Origin of the sequence: Streptomyces iconiensis (genome assembly GCF_028657195.3) — a bacterium.
Lineage (GTDB): Bacteria > Actinomycetota > Actinomycetes > Streptomycetales > Streptomycetaceae > Streptomyces > Streptomyces iconiensis.
Window position 1 is genome coordinate 1 of record NZ_JANCPR020000069.1, and the last position, 16,181, is coordinate 16,181.

Genomic DNA, 16,181 nt, shown 5'->3' on the forward strand with positions numbered 1-16,181 from the left:
CCCACCCAACTGCCCCCACCCCCACCTCGCCGAACACCGATGCCAACCGCCCACCGCCGTCCTCTTTTAACCATTGGGAGACCCCGTGGAGCACGTCCGCCACAGAACGCCGCACGCCCCGGCGGACGAGGACCCCCTGACCCGGCCCACCCCCCGCGACGTCGAAGCCGAAGCGCTCATGACCGGGGTCATCATGTTCTCCGCCCAGGCGTACGCCGACTGCGCCGAGATCATCACTCGGGACGACATCTACCTCCCGGCCCACCAACTGATCTGGGACACCGTCGGCGGCATGATCGCCAGCGGGCGGGACCTCCACCCCGTCACCGTCAAAGCCGAGATCGGCAAGACCAAACGCCTCCGCGGAGTCGACGGTGGACGGCTCATCGACGCCCTCTCCCGCGAGACCATCACCGCGAGCATGGCCGGCGCCTTCGCCGAGCAGGTCGCCAACACCGCCCGCCTGCGCCGCCACCAGGAACACGCCACCCGCGTCCACGCCGCCGTACTACGCGGCGAGCAAGCCGACGTCCTCGACCAGATGCACGCCGAGTTCCAGCGCACCGAGACCGCCCGCACCACCGCCGACCCCGGCCACCTGACCACCGCGCTGCTGGACTGGCCCAGCTTCTTCGCCACCGACTTCGACACCGTCCAGCTCCTGCCCGGCCGTCTCCTGGCCCCCGGCCAGCAGATCACCCTCATCGGCGACGGCAAGGCGGGCAAGTCCCTGTTCACGCAGGAGTGGTGCTGGCGCATGGCCACCGGCCAGTCCTTCCTCGGCGACAAGCCGCAGGACCCGATCCCGGTGCTGTACGTGGACGCCGAGAACGGGCAGGAGCAGATCCAGGAACGGTTCCGCTCCTACGGCGCCGGGCCCGAGACCATGGGCCTGCTGCGCTACGCGTCCTTCCCCCATATCCGCCCCCTGGACACCGCCGCTGGCGGCGCGGACCTCCTCGCCCTCGCCCAGACGGCAGGCGCACAGGTCGTCGTGCTCGACACCGTCTCGCGGTTCATCTCCGGCGAGGAGAACTCCTCCGACACCTGGCTCGCCCTGTACCGGCACACGCTGCTGCCGCTGAAGCGCGCGGGGATCGCGTCCGTACGCCTGGACCACTTCGGGAAGGACAGCACCCGCGGCGGACGCGGCAGCAGCGCCAAGACCCAGGACGTGGATCACGTGTGGGAGTTGTCTGGGCAAGGCGGCGGGACGCTCGTCCTCAAGCGGACCCACACCCGTACCGGTATCGGCGCGGATCACTTCACGATCCTGCGCCGGGCCCTGCGCGACGGCGACGCCTGGCGGGCAGGCGGCACCCAGCACGTGCTGATGACGTGGGAGGACGAGCCCACCAGCGGGCTCGCCGCGGTGCCCGGCACGGTCGAGCACATCGTCGCGTCTCTGGACGCCGCTGGGATCCCGGATGGGGCGGGGAACAGGGTGGTGCGGCAGGCGCTCGCCGAGCGGCAGATACCCGGCGGCAGCGACAAGATCGCCGAGGCTGTCCGGCGCCGCAAAGCGCGGACCGAAATGCCCGGTATCGACGTTTCCGGAAACCGTTCCGCAGACCGTTCCGGACCACGTTTCCCGGAAACGTTTCCCGGAACGCACCCCGGAACGGAAGAAACCCCAGGTCAAACGTTTCCCGGAAACGTCCCGGAAAGATCAGGAACACCCCCCGTTCCTACCGTTCCCCCCTCGAAGAGGGGGAACGGAAGGGGAACGCCGGAACAGGTACACCCCGAAAAGCCCCTCTGCACCGTGTGCGAAACCACCCTCGACCCCGACTGGGCATCCCGCGGCCACGACACCCACATCGGCTGCGACCCCACCACAGGCAGCTACCCACCACCCGAGCCCGGCCCGTAGAACCGCGCCCGGCCCAGACCCGGTTCACCCCCGAACCGCACGCACGAGAGGACACCCGATGCCCGACCAGACCGGCACCACCCACACCGCGCGGCCCGCTCCCGAACCGCCCGCCGCCGCCCTTCCGCAGATCGCCATCGCCTGCCCGCCCGCGCCGGACGGCTGCGGCTCGCCCGCCGGCGTCCTGTGCACCAGCCACAGCGGCACCCGCCAGCGGAAGCGCAACGTCCACCAGGCGCGCACCGCTGCCTGGAACGCCGCCGTGACCGACACCAGCCCCAGCCCCACCGTCGAGGCACTGTCCGTGCGTGGCTACACGTCACGGCGCGCCTACCACCTGGATGTGCCGGACTACGCCCAGACCGTGCACGACGTGCCGGGCGCGGCGCCCATGCAGGAGCGTGCCGAGGCGCTGCGGGAGGAGATGAGGGAGCGGCGGCACGTGCGCTGGTACGGCATCCGCATCGTGCCCGTCACCAGCGAGGAGTCGACCCGATGACCGAGCCCTACTACCACGACGATCACGTCACCCTGCTCCTCGGTGACGCGCTCGACGTGCTCCGCACGCTGCCCGATGGCGCGGTCGACTGCATCGTCACCAGCCCGCCGTACTACGGGCTCCGCGACTACGGCACGCCCGGCCAGTACGGGCTGGAGCCCACCCCGGCCGAGTACGTCGAGCGGCTGCGGGCAGTGTTCGCGGAGGCCCGCCGTGTCCTCGCCGACGACGGGACGCTGTGGCTCAACGTGGGCGACAGCTACTACAGCGGCAAGGGTGCGCCGGTAGGCGTGGACAGACGGCAGCGGGCCCGCCGGTGGGGGGCCGTCCGCCCCCTGGACCGCGCCGGGATGGGCGTGCCTCGCAAGTCGCTGCTGATGGTCCCGGCCCGGGTCGCTCTCGCGCTGCAAGACGACTGGTGGACGCTCCGCTCAGAGATCATCTGGCGCCGTCCGGATGCTGCCCCCGAGCCCACTGCCCGAGATCGACCTGCCCGTACCACCGAGCGGATCTACCTGCTGACCCGCGGCCCCCGCTACGGGTACGAGCGCAGCGACACGGCCGCGACGGACGTGTGGACGATGTCCCCCGACCGGGGCCGTGAGTCCGGCGGCCACGTCGCGCCGTTCCCGATCGAGCTGCCGCTGCGCTGCATCAAGGCCGGCTGCAAACCCGGCGGGATCGTCCTCGACCCGTTCAGCGGGTCCGGTACGACCGGCGCGGCGGCCCGGCAGCTCGGCCGCCAGTACGTCGGCATCGACCTCAACGCCGATTACCACGACCTCGCCCGCAACCGCTTCGCACAGGGCATCCTCGACCTGGACGGCATCGCGTGACCGCCCGCCGCTGCGCGCACACCGACGCGCTCTACGGCCGCTGTGTCCGCCACCTCTACGACCACGACGGCGAATGCCTCCACGAACACCAGCCGCCCGACGGCGAGCAGCAGGCGGGTGAGGGCCGATGAACACCGAGCCCGACCTGTCCGTACTGACACCCCTCGCCAACGTCATCGCCCAGGCTGTGCATGCCACGCCCGTACGCCTCGGCGACCCGCGCGGCACTGATGACCTCGTCGCCGCCATCACCCTCGCCGTCGGCGCGTACATGGGCCGCCAGCTCGGCCCCTCGCCGGCCACACTCGCCCGGATCGCCAACGCCCTCGCCACCACACCCTTCGTAGACGGCGACCCACTCATGGAGGCACTGGCCACCGCGATCTGGGACCAGTGCCGCACCGAGGGCACCAGCCTCGTCATCGACGACCCCCGCAACATCGCCGCCGTCGCATCAGCAGTCGCCACCAACTGGCCCACCACACCCACCACGCAGGCCACACGGGCACCTGACGGCCCCATTGCGGCACAGGCGGACACGGAGACCTCCAGCACCCCCACAGGCCCGCAGACGGGCGCACAAGAGTTCAGAGTGGTCGACCGGGCCGCCGTGCTCGCCGAGCACCGTCCCGTCAACGTCGTCGCCTGCGCCGGCGCCGAGGAGCCGCCCGACTGCGCATGCGGCGCCAAATGGACACCCGCACATGCCAACTCCGAGGCGGGCGCACAGCGCCGCGAGCAGCTCGCCGTGCTCCTCTCCCGCATGCAGCGCGGTGTCCTGCTCCCGGCCGAACGCGGGCTGCTGCGCGCCGCTGTCGAGACGGAGCTGGCCGATGCGGACGCCGCGCACGCCCGCGCTGGCAGACCCCCGTGCTGAGCGTCCTCGGCCCACTCGTCGCCCTCGGCTGGCTGCCCGTCGCCATCTGCGCCGAGGTGTGGCGCTGGTGGCGACGAGACCCCGACCGCGCACTACGACGCCTCAACCGCCAACGAAGGGACCACCGATGACCCCCGCCGACGAGATCCGCACCGCAGCCGAGAAGCTGCGCACCCTCGCAGCCGCCGCAAGCACCAACTCCGACGGCACCCCCACCGCTCGCTGGAACACCGAACCAGTCCAGTCCGCCCGCGACGATGACAGCCGTCGCTTCCTCTACGGCGACTACCTCACCCGCGACGACGGTCGCCGCATCTCCTGGCCGCTCCTGCTACGCGGCGGCAGGCTGCACCAGCCGTCGTACATGCACAGCCAGCACGCCGAGTACGCCGCCGCCATGGGCCCGGCCGTCGGCGCCGCGCTCGCCGCCTGGCTGGAGAGCTGGACCGGCCTCGATGTCCGCGAGGACGCGGCCATGGCCGAAGACCTCCGCCACGCCCTCACCGTCGCCCGCGCCATCAACCAGCAGGACCCGACATGACCGATCACGCCCAGGCTCCTGACCCGATAACCGTCCTCGACGAACTCGAAGCCACCTGGACAGCAGCACAGCAAGCCCTCCCCGGCCGCGACACCCGACTCGACCACCACATCGATGAGTTCCTCACCGCCGCGCTCGTCCGCGTGGGTGTCGACCCCGACGAAGCGAAGCGGTCGATCTCCCGCACCCGGCAGACCGTCGAGGAACGGCACCGTCCCCACCCGCATCCGGAGTGATCATCGCTACGCACGAGGCCACAATCCGACCATGACGATCACCGTCCCGCGATGCCCCGCACGGCAACGCAACGGCCGCTACTGCTCCCAACCCGCAGGGCGCAGCACCAGCCACCCCGGCTACGGCTCCTGCGTCTGGCACCACGGAGCAGAACGCCACGTAGAGGAGATATGGGACATGGCGCACGAAGCCGCAGCCGAACAGGGCATCACCCCGCACGAGGCGCTGATCAGTCTGGTCGAGGTCGCCGCGGGGCGGGTCGCGTGGGTTGACACGATCATCCGCGAGGCCATGCGTGAGCACGTCGAGGGCGGGGGTGATCCGCTCAAGCCGCCCAAGGATGTCGCGCCGTGGCTGAAGGAGTCCCGCCTGGAGCGGACCCTCGCGGCACGCACTGCGAAGGCCGCGGTCGACGCCGGCGTCATGGTCGCCCTCGAACGCCGCCTCGACATGGAAGGGCAGCTCGTCGCCGACGCCCTGTCCGCCGCCCTCGATGTCCTCGGCCTCGACCAAGACCAGCGCATGGCCGCCCTCGGCGCCGCACAACAGCGCCTGCTGACCAGCGGCGACAGCTCCGGAACGACCAACGACTGAACGGTGCCACGATCCCGGCCATGCGGATCCTCCTCACCGGCGCCGCCGGCTTCGTCGGCTCCCACGTCCTCGCCCACCTGCTGGAGCACACCACCGCCGAGGTCGTCGTGCCGTGGACCCTGCGCCACCACGGCAACAGCCAGCGTCTCGCCGACGCCCTCGACTCGGTCGGCGCGGCCGACGCCGAGCGGGTCGTCACCTTCATGCACGACCTTGCCTGCCCCGTCCCGGAGACGCTCGCCGCCGACATCGGACCCGTGGACGCCATCCTCAACATCGCATCCGAGTCCCACGTCGACCGGTCCATCACCGACCCGGCCCCCTTCGTGCGGAACAACGTCGAGCTGATGCTGAACATCCTCGACCTGGCCCGCCAGGTGAAGCCCCGGATGCTGCTGCACATGGGCACCGACGAGGAGTACGGCCCGGCATACGGCGGCTACGCGCACCGCGAATGGGACACCGTCCTCCCCTCGAACCCCTACAGCGCGTCGAAGGCGGCGCAGTCCGCGCTAGCGACCGCGTGGTGGCGCACCTACGGGGTGCCCGTCGTCCTCACGCGCACCATGAACCTGATCGCCCCCCGCCAGTCCGGGGAGAAGTTCGTCCCCACCGTCATCCGGAAGATCCTCGCCGGAGAAACCGTGACCATCCACGCCTCCCCAGAGGGCGTGCCCGGGAGCAGGCACTGGATCGACGCCCGCGAGTTCGGCGCCGCCTGGCTCCACCTCCTCACCACCGTGACCCCGGCCATGTACCCGGACACCGACCGCCCCTCGATGTTCCACGTCGTCGGCGAAGAGCGCTCCAACCTGGAGATCGCCCAGACCATAGCGGGGCTCCTCGGCCGGCCGCTGAAGTACGAGCTGGAGTCCTTCCACAGCTCGCGGCCCGGCCACGACCTGCGCTACGCCCTCGACGGGGAGAAGCTCACCGACCACGGATGGAAGCCAGCCCGGCCACTGGAGGAGACCCTCGCCGACATCGTCGACTGGTACACCGCACGCCCCGCGTGGTTGGCAGCGTGAACGCCCCAACGTGGGCCGTGATCCCGAGTGACGGCCGGCCGTACCTGGCCGACTGCCTCTCCTCGCTGTCCGGTCAGGTCGACGGGATCGTCGTCGTTGCCAACGGCCCGCTCCGCGAGTCCGGTGTGCCGGGCACGGTCACCGTCGAGGACACCGGCACCGACCGCAACATCTCCCGCTGGTGGAACCTCGGCCTGGCCGCCGTCGAGCACGAGGCGCAGCGGGTCCGCGCGCCGCGTTGGAACGCGCTGGTGGTCAACGACGACATCATCGCCCCGCCCAACCTCGCGATCTCCCTGGCCGCTGCGCTGCGCTCCACCGGCGCCGCACTCGCCTACCCCAGCCAGCACGACAACGAAGCGCGGCTGCACACCGAGGCAGCCCCCGTCCCACTCGAACACCGCATCACCGGCTACGCATGGATGCTCCGCGGCGAGACCCAACTCCGCGCCGACGAGACCCTCGTGTGGTGGTACGGCGACGACGACCTCGACTGGCGAGCCCGCACCGCCGGCGGGGCCGCGCTGGTGCCCGGCTGTGCGGTCGAGCACCGCGCACCCAACGGTTACACCACGGCGTTCCCCGAACTGGCCGGGCAGGCTGGTCGGGACCGGGCCACGTTCATCACCAAGTGGCAGCAGGCGCCGCACTGATGCACCCCGAAGCCCACGCGGGACTCGCCCGCATGCTGGCCGACTCCGGCCTCACGCCCGACGCCCCCTGGCGCGTGCTCGACCTCGGCGGCCGGAACATCAACGGCTCGATACGAGCCCTGCTCCCCGCCGCCGAATGGACCGGCTGCGACATCGAACCCGGCCCCGGCGTCGACCTGCTCCACGACTGCACCACCCCCTGGCCCGCCCACGCCCCGCAGTTCGATGTGGTGGTGTGCACCGAGGTGTTGGAGCACGTCGAGCGGTGGCCTCTGCTGTTGGCGACGTGTGCCCAGGCTCTCGTCCGAGGCGGGCCGGAGCTGCTGCTGGTGACGTGCGCGTCGGACGGCCGGCCGCCGCACGGCGCCGCCGGGGCGCCCCAGCCAGCGGCTGGCGAGTGGTACCGCAACGTGCCGCCCCTCGCTCTGAACGCCACGCTGGGGCCCCTGTTCGAGATCGTGGTGGTGACGTACCAGGCGGTACCGGGGGATGCGTACGCGCGGGCCCAGCGGGTGATCCCTACGTGAGCAGCGGGCCGCAGGTATCCGTCGTCATCCCCTACCACCCGGCTCGTGCCGAGAACGGCATGCTCTATCGGGCCATGGACTCCGTGAGCCTCCAGACCGTCCCCAACGCGCTGGTCACCGTCGAGGATGAGCAGTGCCAGGGTGCGGCTCGTACGCGTCAGCGTGGCCTGGAGATGGTCACGACGGAGTGGATGGCGTTCCTCGACTCCGATGACGAGATGGACTACACGCACCTGGAGCAGCTCCTCGCCTGCGCCGAGCGCGAGCACGCCGACTACGTGTACCCCTGGTTCCGGGTGGCCGGCGGGGTGGATCCGTTCCCGATGTTCTTCGGTCGCCCGTGGGACGACGCAGCCCCACACCAGACAACGATCACGATCCTCGTCCGTACCGATCTCGCCCGGCAGGTGGGGTTCACCGACGTAGCGGCCGGGCCACCCCCGCCCGATGGCAACACGGGGGGCGAGGACTGGCACTTCACGCTCGGGTGCCTCGCGGCGGGAGCCCGCATCGTCCACCACCCCGCGCGCACCTGGACCTGGCACCACGGACCGCAGAACAGCAGCGGGCGCCCCGGTCGCGGAGACGCCCGCACCCCCTGAGCCCTCACACTCCGACCATGACCACCGAGGAGCAACAGATCGCCCGGCGCGCCGCCGCCGCGCTCGACACGCTCCTCAAACCCCCGCGCTGGTCCCCGCTCCCGCACCAGATCCCACCCCGCGACGACTGGTACGGATGGCTGCTCCTCGCGGGCCGAGGGGCTGGCAAAACGGACGCGTGCGCCTCGTACGTCGCGCGGCACGTCGCCGGACCGCCGTGCCTCCCCGGCCCCGTCCCGCACTGGGTGGGGATCATCGCGCCGACGCAGGGGGACGCGGTCATGGCGTGCGTCACCGGCCCGTCCGGCATCCGGGCCCACGACCCGACCGCGACGGGCCCGGTGTCCGCCCCGGGCGGCACGGTCGTCCGCTGGGCCAACGGCTCGCAGGCCAAGCTCTACGGCGCGAACAGCCCGGAGGACGTCGAGCGGCTTCGCGCCGGCGGCAACACCTGCTTGGTGTGGATGGAGGAGCTGGCCGCTTGGCGGTACTTGAGTGCGGCGTGGGATCAGATGCGGTTCGGTCTGCGCTCCGGGCGCCGCCCGCACTGGGTCGCCTCGACCACGCCGAAGCCGAAGCCCTTGATCCGTGACCTGACCGCCGGAAAGATCGCGGGCGTTGAGCGTACGCACGCCACGATGTACGACAACCCGCACCTCCCCGAGCACATCCGGCAGGCCATCGAGGACACGTACAGCGGGACGCAGCTCGGCGACCAGGAACTGCACGGCATCCTCCTCGACGAGGATGAGAACGCCCTGTGGAACCACCAGATGATCCGCGAGGCACGTGTCCAGGCCGACGCTGTACCGGACTTGATCCGTACGACGGTCGGCGTCGATCCCAGCGGCGGGGCCGGGGAGCAGGGCATCGTCGTCGCGGGCAAGTCGGGGCTGATCCTGCCGGGTGACGGCGGCCGCCCACAGCACCACGGGTATGTCCTGGACGATCGCACGTGCCACCTCCCACCCGACGGCTGGGGCCGGAGGACGGTGCAGGCCGCGATCGACTGGGAGGCGGACGACATCTGCGTGGAGACGAACTACGGCGGGGCCATGGCCACTGCGACGATCCGGGCGGCGGCGGACGCGCTCGGCGTGGACATCCCGGTGCGGCAGGTGACCGCGACGCGGGGCAAGGCCATCCGTGCGCAGCCCGTCAGCGCCCTGACTGCGCAGGGGCGTTGGCACCATGCCGGGGTGTTCGAGCAGTTGGAGGACCAGCTCTGCACCTGGTACCCGGAGATCGGCTGGTCCCCGGACCGGCTTGACGCGATGGTGTGGACGGCGTGGCACAACAAGCTCGCCCGCGCCACGAGCAGCGGGCAGGGCTCGCTGGGCGGGGACCTCGCCCGCCGTCAGATCGCCGGAACTCGACGGCGCTGAACGGGCCTACGCTCACGCGCATCAGCCCGCAGCGAGGAGCCCGCCCGTGATCTCCAGGATTCACGTCACCACCGGTATCGCCACTATGAGCAGCCCCGGCACCGAGGTACGCATCGACGGCGAACCGCTGCCCGGCGTCCGCTCCGTCGACATGTCCACGGCCTTCGACATCGTGCCCACGGTGACCGTGGAGCTGATGGCGCGGGAGGTGGTCGTGGACGGTGAGGCACAGGTGGAGTTGCCGGCCGGGATGGAGGACGCGTTGCGCAAGCTGGGGTGGACCCCGCCTGGTGAGACACGGGAGCCCTCAGCGTGAGCGGCGTCGTCATCAGCTACGTACACCCCGGCTGGGTGCAGCACACGTTCATGCAGTCGCTGTTCCTCGCCATGGACCACGACCGCAGATCGGACGAGCCACTCGTCGCCGGACTCCTGCCCGTACGCTTCCGCCCGGCCGGGATCGCCGACGCCCGCAACCAGGCCGCCGCCGCGTTCCTCGCAGGCGACGGCGACTGGCTCTGGCTCGTGGACACCGACATGGGCTTCCGCCCCGACACGCTGCCCGCGCTGCTGGCCTCCGCCGACCCCGATGTGCGGCCCGTCGTCGGAGCCCTCTGCTGGGGTGTGCTGGAGGAAGAGCCCGACGACATGGGCGGCTACACCACGCGGGTGGTGCCAACGCTGCACGGCTGGGCCGACGAGGCGGGCGTGTTCACCGAGTGGGAGGGGCCGGTTCCGTCTGGGCTGGTGCGCGTGGCTGGCACGGGGGCGGCGTGCCTGCTGGTCCACCGCTCGGCTCTGGAACGGGGCGAGGCGGGGGCGTGGTTCGATCCGGTCCTCGACGGCGCGGGCACGCTGGTCGGCGAAGACCTGTCGTTCTGCCTACGACTCGCGCGCTCAGGGGCCCCGGTCCACGTGGATACCCGGGTTGCGACGACCCATCAGAAGTCGGTCTGGATCAACGGAGGTTCCCTCTGATGCCGCTCTGGCTGCTGCTCCTCGTGATGGCCCTCGCCACGTATCGGGCCACACGCTTGGTCGTAGACGACACCTTCCCGCCAGTGCTGTGGGCCCGGCACCGGCTCGCTGGAGGCTGGACCGGGCCCGATGAGGACGTGCCCGTCTACCGGTCCCGCTGGGTGCCGCAGTGGCTCGCGGACCTGGTGTCGTGCCCGTGGTGTGCGTCGGGCTGGGTGGCGCTCGGCGTGACGGGCGGGGTGTGGGCCACGGGCGGGCTGCCGGTGCCGCTGCTGGTGTGGCTCGCGGTGTGGGCAGGCGGAGCACTGCTCGCCGCGCAGGAGTGGGCGTGAGCACCTCCGTCGCCGGGCACTGCCCGATGGGGTGCGGCGAGACCCTGATGCTCGGCGAAGGCGGCTGCGTCACCTGCCGCAAGCTCAACTGCCCCCAGCCCGACGCCGTCACCACGCTGCTCGATGACAGCGAGACCGAGCACCTCGTGGAGTTCAGAGAGACCGGGTTCACCATCCGGCACCCGCTGCGCGAGCGCCTGGGCGACGCGCTGATGGAGTGCGAGCTGCACGAGTGGTGCGCGAGCTTCAACAGGCCGCCGGTGGCGCCCGGTCGATATCGGGTATCGCGGCTGCCGAACGCGTGGGACATCGAGCGCCTGTCTCCGGAATGATCACCCGGCGTGCGTCCCTACCCTGACCGCAACTCGCGGACAGGAGAGCCCTCATGGCCTGGTACCACGCCCTCGGCATCGGCCGACGGCCACGGCTGCCCACAGTCACACCCTCCGCCGACGAACCCCAAGCGCTGACCGCATCCGCCGCGACCGTCCCCCAACCCCGCTCCGAACTCCTCCGCAGCACCGACGGTTGGCAGCACGAGGCGTGGCAGTTCTACGACGACCTCGGCGAGTTCCGCTACGGCGTCGAATGGGTCAGCGCCATGCTCTCCCGCGTCCGCCTCTACGCCGCGAAGCTGGAGCCGGGCGAGGACGAGCCGGTACGCCAGGAGGCCGGCGCCGCCGTCGAGATGATGACCACCCTCGGCGGAGGCGTCGCCGGACAGGCCACCCTCATGTCCGGGCTCGCCTCCCAGCTCGCGGTGCCCGGCGAGGGCTATCTCGTTGGCGAGACCGCCTCTGGAGTCGAGCGCTGGTCAGTCCGCTCCACCGATGAAATCCGTGCCGCGCGGGGCCACTTCGAAGTCATGGACGAGACCGCCGCGAACAACGGGGGAAAGTGGCGCCCTCTCGGGGACGCGCTAGTGACCCGCGTGTGGCGCCCGCACAAACGGTATTCCTACCTGGCGGATAGCCCGGCCCGTGCGGCGCGGGGGACGATGCGCGAGCTGGAGCTGGTGAACAGGCACATCTTGTCCCAGTACCTGAGCCGGTTGGCGTCCGCCGGGGTGGTGGCGTTCCCCGACGAGGTCACCTTCCCCACTCGCCCCGAGTTCGAGGACGCCCCGGACCCGTTCATGGCCGAGTTCATCGAGATCGCGGCGGAGGCGATCCGTACGCCCGGCACGGCCGCGTCAGTGGTGCCCATTCCGCTCCGGATGCCCGGCGAGTACATCGACAAGGTCAAGCACATCGACTTCACGCTGAAGCTCGACGAGAAGATCTTGGAGAAGCGGGAGTCGGCGATCAAGCGGCTCGCCACCCAGCTCAACATCCCCGCCGAGATCCTGCTGGGCATGGGCGACGTGAACCACTGGGGCGCCTGGCAGTTGGAAGAGTCCAGTCTCAAGACGCACATCGCTCCGGAAGCGGAGATCATCTGCCAGGCCCTCACCACCGGCTACCTTCAGCCGAGGCTTGCCGCCTCCGGCGTCGAGGACCCCGAACGGTGGGTCGTCTGGTATGACATGTCCGAGCTGACGCTGCGCCCCGACCGGTCCGACAACGCTATCCAGCTCTACGACCGGCTGGAGGTCGGCGGCGCCGCGCTCCGCCGCGAGACGGGCTTCGACGAGGCGGACAAGCCGACCGACGAGGACCTGAAGGCCCAGGCCCTGAAGATCATCATCAAGACGCTGCCCAGCGGTGCGGGCAGCGCGCTGTCCGCGCTCATCGGCGAAGAGGTCTCAATCACCCCCGTCGCCGCCTCCACCCCACAAGAAGCCGAAGCCGCCGCCGAATCCGACGACCAGCACGTCGAGAACGAACGCAGCCTGCCCGACACCCTCGACGAGCCACCGCCCGACGCTGCCGCGACAGCCCGCGCAGAGCGGCTGATCGAGCAGGCCAAGGCGCTGCACGCCGTGCGCTTCACTCTGGACGGGGGCCCTGAACTGCTGCACCCCAAGGGCTGTGCCTCACACCTGTACTCGTGCCCCTTCACCCACGCTGCGGCCCGCTCGCTGGCAGACCTGCCGCGCCCCGGGAGGAGCGGCGCGTACGAGCTGAGGCTCGACCCGTTCGGGCGGCTGACGATCGGTGCCGCGGCCCCGCACATGAACCTGACGAGCTACCTCAAGACCAGGAGTGCGCTCAATGGCCACGCTCACAGCAGCCGCTGAAGGCGAGCACACGGGCGCGATGATCGCGCTCATACCCACCGGCGAGGACGCCGCGCGGCTCGCCATCGAAGGCGGCGAGCCCGCCGACGAGCTGCACCTGACGCTGTACTACCTCGGCGACGCCGTCGACTGGAGCGAGGACCAGCGCGCCGAACTGGCCGCTGGCCTCCGCGCCCGGGTCGAAGCAGTGGAACTGTCAGCCGTCGCCGCCCGCGTGTTCGGCGCCGCCCACTGGAACGGGGGCGGAGATGAGCCCTGCTGGGTCTGGTCGGTGGGCGACGAGCGTGAAGGGCCTGCTGGTGCGACGCTCGGTGAGGTTCACAGCCTCGCCACTGAGGCGTTGGAGGACCGGCACGGCCCGGAGATCCCAGCGCAGCACACCCCGTGGGCCGCGCATATCTGTGCCGCGTACTCCGCCGACCCTGCACTCCTGGCCGCCCTGGAGTCCCGGCTCGGCCCGGTCACCTTCGACCGCGTACGGCTCGCGTTCGGCGGGGATCACACCGACGTCCCCCTCACGGTCGGCGCCGTCACCGCGGCGGGATCCCTGCGGCGCCAGCCCCGACCATACGAGCTTGCCGCCCGTACCGACTTCACCGCGATGGATGCCGCATGGCAGGAGGCCCTCGACGGCGCTCTCGACGCCTGGCAGAAGATCGAGGCAGCCCAGCGGACCGAGATCACCGCCGCAGTTACCGCGGCCGTCACCGCCGACGACCTGGACCAGCTCGCCCGGCTCAGTCTCGACACCACCCCCGGGGCCGACCTCCTCACCGCACGGCTGACGGCGTACGCCGAGGAGGCCGGCCGAGCGCAGCAGGCCGAGGCCGAAGCCCAGGGCGTCACTGTGCCCGCCTGGTCTCTCGATGACGAGGCGCTCACCGCAGCGGCGTTCCGGGACCGGCTGCGGCAGGTCGCCGCGACTACCGCGCGGGTCCTTGGTGTTGGTCTGGTGCAGTCGGCCGTGCGCCGTGCGATGCGGGTGTGGGGCTCCGGGGCGGTGGCCGACGACGTTGAGGCGCATCTGGCGGGTCTGTCGGATGCGGCGACGCGGCTGGAGCTGGGCGGGGCGATGTCGGCAGCGCAGAACGCGGGGCGGTTCGCCGTGCTCGCTGTCGCTCCGCCTGCGACGTACATGGCCACGGAGATCTTGGACGACAACTCGTGCAAGCCGTGCAACAAAGTCGACGGCGCCAGCTACAGCACCCTCGCCAAAGCTCAGGCCGCGTACCCGGCCGGCGGTTACACCGGCTGTCTGGGCGGTGCGCGGTGCCGGGGCACGGTCGTCGCGGTGTGGGACGAGGACGCCGCCGGAACAGATGGTGTGGCAGCCGGGGCCACAATGCCGCAGCAGCAGACCAAGGAGGCGGACACCGTGCCGTACAGCATCGTGCAGGACCACCCGGACTGTGCGGCGGACATGCCGTTCGCGGTGGTCGAGGGTGACGACGAGGGCGGGGAGCTGAAGGGCTGCCACGCCTCGCGCTCCGACGCGGAGAAGCAGATCGTCGGGCTGAAGGCCGAGGACGGCGAGGAGGAGAAGCCGGACGAGGACGAGCCGGACGACTTGTCGATGACCGGGGAGACCGCGCCGTGGGAGGGCGTCCTCGCGGTCGAGGGCGTAACGACCGGCGACGGACGCGAGTTCGCACCGGAGGCGCTGACGTGGGCGGATCTGCCGGTGCCGCTGCGCTGGAACAAGGAGGACTCCCACGGAGGGGAGCCGCGCACTCTCGCGGTCAACGTCGGCCGCATCGACCGGATCTGGCGGGACGAGGGCCGGATCATGGGCTCTGGTGTCCTGAACCTCGCTGAGCCGGACGGGCAGCGCGTACACGACCTGATCAAGGGCGACTTCATCCGGGGCGTGTCCATCGACGCCGACAGCATCGGCGACGCGGACACCGAGTTCGTCTGGCCCGATGAGGTCAACGAGGGCGAGGCCGAAGGCGACGGCGACGGCGACGGCGACCTGTTCGAGATGCTCTTCGCCCAGCCGGAGAAGATCGTTTTCCACGGCGGCCGGATCAGGGCCGCGACGTTGGTGGATATCCCCGCGTTCGCCGAGGCGTATGTCGCGCTCACCGACGAAGCAGGCGCGGTCGTGGCCGGCGGCACCCCCGTGACCGCCGACGAGCTGCGCGTGCTCGCTGCGGGTGAGGATGCCGAGCCGAGCCGGTCGATACCGGCACTCCACGCGTCCGCAGAGCTGTGGCGGCCACCCGCCGCATGGTTCTCCGACCCGGGTCTGTCGGTGCCGACCGGCATCACCATCGACGAGTCCGGGCGGATCTACGGGCACGCCGCGCAGTGGGGCTCTTGCCACATCGGGCAGGAAGGGCAGTGTGTTTCACCGCCGCGTGAGGGTGAGCACCCGTACTACATGACGGGCGAGGTCCTCACCGACGACGGGACACGGGTCGCGGTCGGACAGATCACCGTGGGGACGGGGCATGCCCCGCTGTCGTACGGCGCGGCTCCGGCCGCCGAGCACTACGACAACACGGGTGCGGCCGTCGCGGACGTGGCGGTGGGCAACGACCGTCATGGCATCTGGGTCGCCGGCGCCGTACGCCCTGGCGCTGACCCGCTGCGGGTCTACGAACTCCAGGCCGCCGGCCAGGTATCGGGCGACTGGCGCCGGATCGGCGGGCAACTCCGCCTAGTCGGACTGCTGGCCGTCAACGTGCCCGGCTTCCCGGTGCCCCGGATGCGCGCCCGGGTCGCCAGCGGTGCGCAGCAGGCCCTCGTCGCGGCCGGTCGCCCGTCGGTGGCCTGGGGCCGGTCGGTAGAGGAGGAGGAGCGTCACGCGGTGCGTGTGGTGATGGAGATGCTGCGCGGCCGAGTCCACAAGGGAGGTGAGTAAACGTGTGCGGATGCAATAAGCGGAAGCCCCCGCCGCCGCCCCAGGCGCCCAACTGAACGCGCTGACCATTAGGTTCACCGATCCGGTAAAGGTTGTTGACCTTTACCGGATCGAGTGCTAGTGCTACTTTGACGCTGTGTGGCGTCGGCTGCGGCGCACCATCCGCTTACCTTT

The 16,181-nt window shown here is 71.0% G+C and carries 19 protein-coding genes; all 19 read left to right on the plus strand.

Annotation, left to right across the window (positions count from 1 at the left end):
• Positions 1 to 85 precede the first annotated feature (85 nt).
• The 19 genes from NMN56_RS39295 to NMN56_RS39385 all read left to right on the plus strand — a co-directional run bounded on the left by NMN56_RS39295 (position 86) and on the right by NMN56_RS39385 (position 16,007).
• Positions 86 to 1,873, plus strand: coding sequence for an AAA family ATPase (locus NMN56_RS39295; RefSeq protein ID WP_274038993.1), 1,788 nt, complete (start codon positions 86 to 88; stop codon positions 1,871 to 1,873).
• Positions 1,874 to 1,931: 58 nt separating this feature from the next.
• Entirely contained in the window at positions 1,932 to 2,372 is a 441-nt protein-coding gene (locus NMN56_RS39300) for a hypothetical protein (RefSeq protein WP_274038994.1), read from the plus strand.
• Positions 2,369 to 3,208, plus strand: coding sequence for a DNA-methyltransferase (locus NMN56_RS39305; protein WP_274038995.1), 840 nt, complete (start codon positions 2,369 to 2,371; stop codon positions 3,206 to 3,208). The genes NMN56_RS39300 and NMN56_RS39305 overlap by 4 nt, the downstream gene beginning before the upstream one ends.
• On the plus strand, positions 3,205 to 3,339 hold the full coding sequence (locus NMN56_RS39310) for a hypothetical protein (RefSeq protein ID WP_274038996.1): 135 nt from the start codon (positions 3,205 to 3,207) through the stop codon (positions 3,337 to 3,339). Before NMN56_RS39305 ends, NMN56_RS39310 begins: the two co-directional genes overlap by 4 nt.
• Positions 3,336 to 4,085: a hypothetical protein gene (locus NMN56_RS39315; RefSeq protein WP_274038997.1), complete on the plus strand. Its 750-nt coding sequence runs from the start codon at positions 3,336 to 3,338 to the stop codon at positions 4,083 to 4,085. Before NMN56_RS39310 ends, NMN56_RS39315 begins: the two co-directional genes overlap by 4 nt.
• A 127-nt stretch (positions 4,086 to 4,212) precedes the next feature.
• Positions 4,213 to 4,626: a hypothetical protein gene (locus NMN56_RS39320; RefSeq protein WP_274038998.1), complete on the plus strand. Its 414-nt coding sequence runs from the start codon at positions 4,213 to 4,215 to the stop codon at positions 4,624 to 4,626.
• Positions 4,623 to 4,862, plus strand: coding sequence for a hypothetical protein (locus NMN56_RS39325; protein ID WP_274038999.1), 240 nt, complete (start codon positions 4,623 to 4,625; stop codon positions 4,860 to 4,862). Before NMN56_RS39320 ends, NMN56_RS39325 begins: the two co-directional genes overlap by 4 nt.
• Before the next feature lie 31 nt (positions 4,863 to 4,893).
• Complete coding sequence (locus tag NMN56_RS39330; protein WP_274039000.1) at positions 4,894 to 5,457, plus strand: hypothetical protein; 564 nt, start codon at positions 4,894 to 4,896, stop codon at positions 5,455 to 5,457.
• A gap of 20 nt (positions 5,458 to 5,477) precedes the next feature.
• On the plus strand, positions 5,478 to 6,485 hold the full coding sequence (locus tag NMN56_RS39335; protein ID WP_274039001.1) for a dTDP-glucose 4,6-dehydratase: 1,008 nt from the start codon (positions 5,478 to 5,480) through the stop codon (positions 6,483 to 6,485).
• Positions 6,482 to 7,138 carry a glycosyltransferase family 2 protein gene (locus NMN56_RS39340; protein WP_274039002.1) on the plus strand — a complete coding sequence of 219 codons (657 nt, stop codon included), beginning with the start codon at positions 6,482 to 6,484 and terminating at the stop codon, positions 7,136 to 7,138. The genes NMN56_RS39335 and NMN56_RS39340 overlap by 4 nt, the downstream gene beginning before the upstream one ends.
• Positions 7,138 to 7,665 (plus strand): class I SAM-dependent methyltransferase, encoded by a 528-nt coding sequence (locus NMN56_RS39345; protein WP_274039003.1) that lies wholly within the window; start codon positions 7,138 to 7,140, stop codon positions 7,663 to 7,665. The genes NMN56_RS39340 and NMN56_RS39345 overlap by 1 nt, the downstream gene beginning before the upstream one ends.
• Positions 7,662 to 8,267, plus strand: coding sequence for a glycosyltransferase family 2 protein (locus NMN56_RS39350; RefSeq protein ID WP_274039004.1), 606 nt, complete (start codon positions 7,662 to 7,664; stop codon positions 8,265 to 8,267). Before NMN56_RS39345 ends, NMN56_RS39350 begins: the two co-directional genes overlap by 4 nt.
• A gap of 17 nt (positions 8,268 to 8,284) precedes the next feature.
• Positions 8,285 to 9,652, plus strand: a complete 1,368-nt coding sequence (locus tag NMN56_RS39355; RefSeq protein WP_274039005.1) for a terminase large subunit domain-containing protein — start codon at positions 8,285 to 8,287, stop codon at positions 9,650 to 9,652.
• A gap of 46 nt (positions 9,653 to 9,698) precedes the next feature.
• Positions 9,699 to 9,968 (plus strand): hypothetical protein, encoded by a 270-nt coding sequence (locus NMN56_RS39360; protein ID WP_274039006.1) that lies wholly within the window; start codon positions 9,699 to 9,701, stop codon positions 9,966 to 9,968.
• Positions 9,965 to 10,630: a glycosyltransferase family 2 protein gene (locus NMN56_RS39365; protein WP_274039007.1), complete on the plus strand. Its 666-nt coding sequence runs from the start codon at positions 9,965 to 9,967 to the stop codon at positions 10,628 to 10,630. The genes NMN56_RS39360 and NMN56_RS39365 overlap by 4 nt, the downstream gene beginning before the upstream one ends.
• On the plus strand, positions 10,630 to 10,962 hold the full coding sequence (locus NMN56_RS39370) for a DUF1360 domain-containing protein (RefSeq protein WP_280842590.1): 333 nt from the start codon (positions 10,630 to 10,632) through the stop codon (positions 10,960 to 10,962). Before NMN56_RS39365 ends, NMN56_RS39370 begins: the two co-directional genes overlap by 1 nt.
• A complete protein-coding gene (locus NMN56_RS39375) occupies positions 10,959 to 11,294 on the plus strand; it encodes a DUF6085 family protein (RefSeq protein WP_274039008.1) in 336 nt (111 codons plus the stop codon). The genes NMN56_RS39370 and NMN56_RS39375 overlap by 4 nt, the downstream gene beginning before the upstream one ends.
• Positions 11,295 to 11,347: 53 nt before the next feature.
• Positions 11,348 to 13,141 (plus strand): hypothetical protein, encoded by a 1,794-nt coding sequence (locus NMN56_RS39380; protein WP_274039009.1) that lies wholly within the window; start codon positions 11,348 to 11,350, stop codon positions 13,139 to 13,141.
• Complete coding sequence (locus NMN56_RS39385; RefSeq protein ID WP_274039010.1) at positions 13,116 to 16,007, plus strand: hypothetical protein; 2,892 nt, start codon at positions 13,116 to 13,118, stop codon at positions 16,005 to 16,007. Before NMN56_RS39380 ends, NMN56_RS39385 begins: the two co-directional genes overlap by 26 nt.
• Positions 16,008 to 16,181: the final 174 nt, after the last annotated feature.

What these genes read in the sequence shown, in the direction of transcription:
- NMN56_RS39325 (WP_274038999.1), top strand. Translation starts at nt 4,623, where the DNA reads ATGACCGATCACGCCCAGGCTCCTGACCCGATAACCGTCCTCGACGAA.
- NMN56_RS39370 (WP_280842590.1), top strand. Translation starts at nt 10,630, where the DNA reads ATGCCGCTCTGGCTGCTGCTCCTCGTGATGGCCCTCGCCACGTATCGG.
- NMN56_RS39330 (WP_274039000.1), top strand. Translation starts at nt 4,894, where the DNA reads ATGACGATCACCGTCCCGCGATGCCCCGCACGGCAACGCAACGGCCGC.
- NMN56_RS39345 (WP_274039003.1), top strand. Translation starts at nt 7,138, where the DNA reads ATGCACCCCGAAGCCCACGCGGGACTCGCCCGCATGCTGGCCGACTCC.
- NMN56_RS39315 (WP_274038997.1), top strand. Translation starts at nt 3,336, where the DNA reads ATGAACACCGAGCCCGACCTGTCCGTACTGACACCCCTCGCCAACGTC.
- NMN56_RS39320 (WP_274038998.1), top strand. Translation starts at nt 4,213, where the DNA reads ATGACCCCCGCCGACGAGATCCGCACCGCAGCCGAGAAGCTGCGCACC.
- NMN56_RS39305 (WP_274038995.1), top strand. Translation starts at nt 2,369, where the DNA reads ATGACCGAGCCCTACTACCACGACGATCACGTCACCCTGCTCCTCGGT.
- NMN56_RS39385 (WP_274039010.1), top strand. Translation starts at nt 13,116, where the DNA reads ATGGCCACGCTCACAGCAGCCGCTGAAGGCGAGCACACGGGCGCGATG.
- NMN56_RS39380 (WP_274039009.1), top strand. Translation starts at nt 11,348, where the DNA reads ATGGCCTGGTACCACGCCCTCGGCATCGGCCGACGGCCACGGCTGCCC.
- NMN56_RS39355 (WP_274039005.1), top strand. Translation starts at nt 8,285, where the DNA reads ATGACCACCGAGGAGCAACAGATCGCCCGGCGCGCCGCCGCCGCGCTC.
- NMN56_RS39300 (WP_274038994.1), top strand. Translation starts at nt 1,932, where the DNA reads ATGCCCGACCAGACCGGCACCACCCACACCGCGCGGCCCGCTCCCGAA.
- NMN56_RS39335 (WP_274039001.1), top strand. Translation starts at nt 5,478, where the DNA reads ATGCGGATCCTCCTCACCGGCGCCGCCGGCTTCGTCGGCTCCCACGTC.